Below are 4,922 nucleotides of genomic sequence, written 5' to 3' on the forward strand. Positions count from 1 at the left end.
CCCCAGCGACTGGTCGTGAGAGGCGCCGGCGACCACCACCTTCTCCGCGATCAGGCCCTCCGGGATCCGGAATCGGTGGGTGGCGTAGTTGATGCCGATGTCGATGGTCGCTTCGGCGGGGCGTTGATATCCCCATTGGTCCAACCACACCGGCAGCCGGGTGCCCCGGCCGGCAGCGTCGACCACCATGTCGGCGGCGACGAATTCCCGGTCTTCGCCTGCGCCGTCGGCGGCGTCCAGCAACACGCCGGTGACCCGCTGGCGTGCGCGCTCGAACCGGGGTTCGGCCACGGAGCGCCGCACGATCTCGACGTTGTCGATTTCTTGCGTCCGCTTGCGAAGCTGCCATTCCAGATGAGGTCGGCTGGGGACGTACGCGGTGAACTCGTCGCGCAGGGTGTGGCCGGTGCCCAGGACATGGCCGGCGGCGCCGAGGTGTATGCAGTCCGGGCGGTTTTCCAGCATGGGCACGCCCGCCGCGACCATGTCGTCGAGCACGCCGGGGAACAGGTTCTCGAACTCCATCGCCCCGCGGGCCATCAGCATGTGCAGATGCCGGTCCTGGGGGACCGTCGCGCGGTTGGCTGGCGTGCTCGGCAACTCGTCGCGCTCGTACACGGTCACCCGGGCGTAGCAATCGGAGAGCACCCGTGCGGCACACAACCCGCCGATGCTGCCCCCGATGACGATCGCGTGGTCCCGTGAGCTGGTTCCGATGTGCGGCATGTCCGCAGACTACCCAGTACTGTGACGGACCATCGGGACCCAGCACGCCGGCAGGGGGTGGGCAGATGCCCAATCGTTTGCGCACGAAGTCCGTAGAGCAATCGATCGCCGACACCGACGAGCCCGACACGCGGCTGCGCAAGGAGTTGGCCTGGTGGGATCTGGTGGTGTTCGGCGTCGCGGTGGTCATCGGCGCCGGCATCTTCACGGTCACCGCCACCACCACCGGTGACATCACCGGGCCGGCGATCTGGATTTCGTTCGTGATCGCGGCGGTCACCTGCGCGCTGGCGGCGTTGTGTTACGCCGAATTCGCCTCGACGCTGCCGGTCGCGGGCAGCGCCTACACGTTCTCCTACGCCACCTTCGGGGAGTTTTTGGCCTGGATCATCGGCTGGAACCTGGTGCTGGAATTGGCGATCGGCGCCGCCGTCGTCTCGAAGGGCTGGTCGAGCTACCTGGGCAACGTATTCGGATTCGCCGGTGGCACAGTGCAATTGGGCTCGATCAACCTCGACTGGGGCGCGCTGCTCATCGTGGCGGTGGTGGCTACGCTGGTCGGCCTGGGGACCAAGTTGTCGTCGCGGTTTTCCGCGGTGATCACCGGCATCAAGGTGTCGGTAGTGGTGTTCGTGGTTGCGGTCGGCGTCTTCTACATCAAGGGCTCCAATTACTCGCCGTTCATTCCCAAGCCGGAAGCCGGTCAAGACGCGTCGGGCGTCAACCAGTCGGTGCTGTCGCTGCTGACCGGCGCGCACAGCAGTCATTACGGGTGGTACGGCGTCCTGGCCGGAGCATCGATCGTGTTCTTCGCGTTCATCGGTTTCGACATCGTGGCCACCATGGCCGAGGAGACCAAAAGACCCCAGCGCGACGTGCCGCGGGGGATTCTCGTGTCGCTGGCGATAGTGACGGTGCTCTACGTCGCGGTCGCGGTCGTGCTGTCCGGCATGGTCTCCTACACCCAGCTCAAGACCGTCCCCGGCCACAAGCCGGCGAACCTGGCCACGGCCTTCTCGGCAAACGGGATCACCTGGGCCAGCAAAATCATTGCCGTCGGCGCGCTCGCGGGGCTGACCACGGTGGTGATGGTGCTCGTGCTCGGGCAGTGCCGCGTCCTGTTCGCGATGGCGCGTGACGGCTTGCTGCCGCGGGCGCTGGCCAAGACGGGTGCGCGGGGAACGCCCGTTCGGATCACCGTGCTGGTCGCCATCGTGGTGGCCTTGACGGCGTCGGTGTTCCCGATCGGCAAGCTCGAGGAGATGGTCAACGTCGGAACGCTCTTCGCGTTCGCATTGGTCTCGGCCGGCGTCATGGTGTTGCGCCGGACGCGGCCGGATCTGGAGCGCGGGTTCCGGGCCCCCTGGGTGCCCCTGCTGCCGATCGCCTCCATCGCCGCGTGCGCGTGGCTGATGTTGAACCTCAGCGCGCTGACCTGGGTCCGGTTCGGGGTCTGGCTGGTGGTCGGAACCGCCATCTACGTCGGCTATGGGTTCCGGCATTCGGTGCAGGGACGGCGGCAGGCCGGGGAGCTTTCGTCGGTGGGCTGATCGGTTTACAAAATAGCGTTCTGTGTCTAGACACAAGACGCAGACTGCTATATTGTCAATCGCGAAATGTGACTCGGTTCGCCGAGCCTGTAATTCCGCGGGCCCTTACTCGAACTTTGTCTGCGGATTTACCGGCTCGGCGAAACTCCATCACTGGGAGGTTTGGCAGATGACCACACTCGACGCGCCGGTCTGGCGTGACAAGAAGCGCCGCCTGTGGCTGATGGGTCTGATCGCCCCGACGGCGTTGATCGCCATGCTGCCGATCGTGTGGGCGCTCAACGTGCTCGGTTGGCGCACCGCTGCGGAGATCCCGCTGTGGATCGGGCCGATCCTGCTCTACATCGTGTTGCCGATTCTCGACCTGCGCTTCGGGCCCGACGGACAGAACCCGCCCGACGAGGTGATGGAGCAGCTGGAAAACGACAAGTACTACCGCTACTGCACCTATGTCTACATCCCGTTCCAATACCTCAGCGTGCTCCTGGGCGCGTACCTGTTCACCGCCTCGAACCTGAGCTGGCTGGGTCACGAGGGCCCGTTGAGCTGGCTCGGCAAGCTCGGCGTGGCGTTGTCGGTCGGCGTCCTCGGCGGCGTCGGGATCAATACCGCCCACGAGATGGGACACAAGAAGGATTCGCTGGAGCGGTGGCTGTCCAAGATCACCCTCGCGCAGTCGTGCTACGGCCACTTCTTCATCGAGCACAACCGCGGTCACCACGTCCGGGTGGCCACCCCCGAAGACCCCGCGTCCGCCCGCTTCGGGGAGACCTTCTGGGAGTTCTTGCCGCGCAGCGTTTTCGGCAGCCTGAGCTCCGCTCTGCGGCTCGAGGCGCAGCGGTTGCGTCGGCTGGGCAGGAGTCCCTGGAACCCCACGACGTATCTGTCCAACGACGTGCTCAACGCGTGGCTGATGTCCGTGCTGCTGTGGGGTGCGCTGATCGCGATCTTCGGCCCGGGTCTGATCCCGTTCGTCATCATCCAGGCCGTCTTCGGGTTCAGCCTGCTCGAGGCGGTCAACTACCTCGAGCACTACGGGCTGTTGCGACAGAAGAACTCGGGCGGCCGTTACGAGCGCTGCGCCCCGGTGCACAGCTGGAACTCCGACCACGTGGTCACCAACCTGTTCCTGTACCACCTGCAGCGGCACAGCGATCACCACGCCAGCCCCACCCGCCGGTACCAGACGCTGCGCAGCATGGCAGGCGCGCCCAACCTGCCGAGCGGATACGCGTCGATGATCTCGCTCACCTACTTTCCGCCGCTGTGGCGGAAGGTGATGGACCATCGGGTGCTGGCCCACTACGACGGCGACATCACCAGGGTCAATCTGCAGCCCCGCCTACGCGAGAAGCTGCTCGCGAAATACGGGGTCGACGCATGACGCCTACCGCTGCCCCGGCTGCAACTACACCTACGGTGCTGCCCGGACTGCGCGGTGCGCGAGAAGGTCGACTTCGAGAACCTAGGAGAAACGCGATGAGTGACTACATGCTGTTCCGCTGCATACAGTGCGGCTTCGAGTACGACGAGGCGCTGGGCTGGCCCGACGACGGCATCGCGCCCGGCACCCGCTGGGACGACATCCCGGAAGACTGGAGCTGCCCGGACTGCGGCGCGGCGAAATCGGACTTCGAGATGGTCGAGGTAGCTCGTCCGTGATGCGGACCACCACCGCGGCGAAAGCAGATAATGTCGCGCCTGTGAAGCGGATGCCCTATGCGGAGGCGTCGCGTGCTCTGCTGCGTGACTCGGTGCTCGACGCGATGCGCGATCTGCTGCTCGCCCGGGACTGGTCCGCGATCACGTTGTCGGACGTCGCCCGCGCGGCGGGCATCAGCCGGCAGAGCATCTACAACGAGTTCGGCTCGCGACAGGGGCTGGCGCAGGGTTACGCCCTGCGCCTGGCCGATCGCCTGGTCGACACCGTCCATTCAGCCATCGACGCCAATGTCGGCAATATCAATGCCGCGTTTCTGCAGGGTTTTCGTTTGTTCTTCGCGGAGTCGGCGGCCGATCCCCTGGTGATCTCCCTGCTCTCGGGGGTCGCCAAACCGGATCTGCTGCAGATCATCACTACGGACAGCGGGCCGATCATCACCCGCGCGTCGGCCCGGCTGACCGCCGCCTTCACCCAAAGCTGGGTGGCCGTAGGGGATGAGGACGCCGGCGTTTTGGCGCGTGCCATCGTCAGGCTGTGCTTGAGCTACGTGTCGATGCCACCCGAGGCCGACAACGACGTCGCGGCGGACCTGGCGCGGTTGATGGCGCCGTTCGCCGAGCGTTACGGGGTCGTCAACGTCCCCTGAGCGCTCGGCGGCTACAGTGGCGCAAGAACATACCTAAGCTAAGTACCGCTTGGATCCGTTGACCCCCAAGAAGGCTGAAGAAGGAAGAACCACGCATGACGACGACCGAAAAGGCGCTGACCGCCGACGTCCGCAACGGCATCGACTTCAAGATCGCCGACCTGTCGCTGGCCGAATTCGGCCGCAAGGAGATTCGGCTGGCCGAGCACGAGATGCCCGGTCTGATGTCGCTGCGCCGCGAATACGCCGAGGTGCAACCGCTCAAGGGTGCGCGCGTGTCGGGTTCGCTGCACATGACCGTGCAGACCGCGGTGCTGATCGAAACCCTGACGTCGCT

5 protein-coding genes and 1 pseudogene are annotated in these 4,922 nt (G+C 65.6%); 5 read left to right on the forward strand and 1 reads right to left on the reverse strand.

The window, feature by feature from the left end; genetic code table 11:
• Positions 1-690: pseudogene (locus JO059_RS18165) on the reverse strand (oxidoreductase); the annotation flags it as partial.
• A gap of 101 nt (positions 691-791) precedes the next feature.
• Between JO059_RS18165 and JO059_RS18170 the strand changes: the two are divergent.
• From JO059_RS18170 to JO059_RS18190, 5 genes are all read left to right on the forward strand, one after another.
• Positions 792-2,276 carry an amino acid permease gene (locus tag JO059_RS18170; protein ID WP_293321179.1) on the forward strand — a complete coding sequence of 495 codons (1,485 nt, stop codon included), beginning with the start codon at positions 792-794 and terminating at the stop codon, positions 2,274-2,276.
• A gap of 169 nt (positions 2,277-2,445) precedes the next feature.
• The gene (locus tag JO059_RS18175) at positions 2,446-3,660 is read left to right on the forward strand and encodes an alkane 1-monooxygenase (RefSeq protein ID WP_293321181.1); all 1,215 of its coding nucleotides are present in this window, start codon (positions 2,446-2,448) and stop codon (positions 3,658-3,660) included.
• Between the two features lie 95 nt (positions 3,661-3,755).
• On the forward strand, positions 3,756-3,938 hold the full coding sequence (locus JO059_RS18180) for a rubredoxin (RefSeq protein ID WP_293321183.1): 183 nt from the start codon (positions 3,756-3,758) through the stop codon (positions 3,936-3,938).
• Complete coding sequence (locus tag JO059_RS18185) at positions 3,938-4,585, forward strand: TetR family transcriptional regulator (protein WP_293321185.1); 648 nt, start codon at positions 3,938-3,940, stop codon at positions 4,583-4,585. The genes JO059_RS18180 and JO059_RS18185 overlap by 1 nt, the downstream gene beginning before the upstream one ends.
• 95 nt (positions 4,586-4,680) lie before the next feature.
• Positions 4,681-4,922: adenosylhomocysteinase (locus tag JO059_RS18190; protein ID WP_293321187.1), on the forward strand; the 242-nt coding region annotated here is incomplete at its 3' end.

This window comes from Mycobacterium sp. (genome assembly GCF_019247615.1).
Lineage (GTDB): Bacteria > Actinomycetota > Actinomycetes > Mycobacteriales > Mycobacteriaceae > Mycobacterium.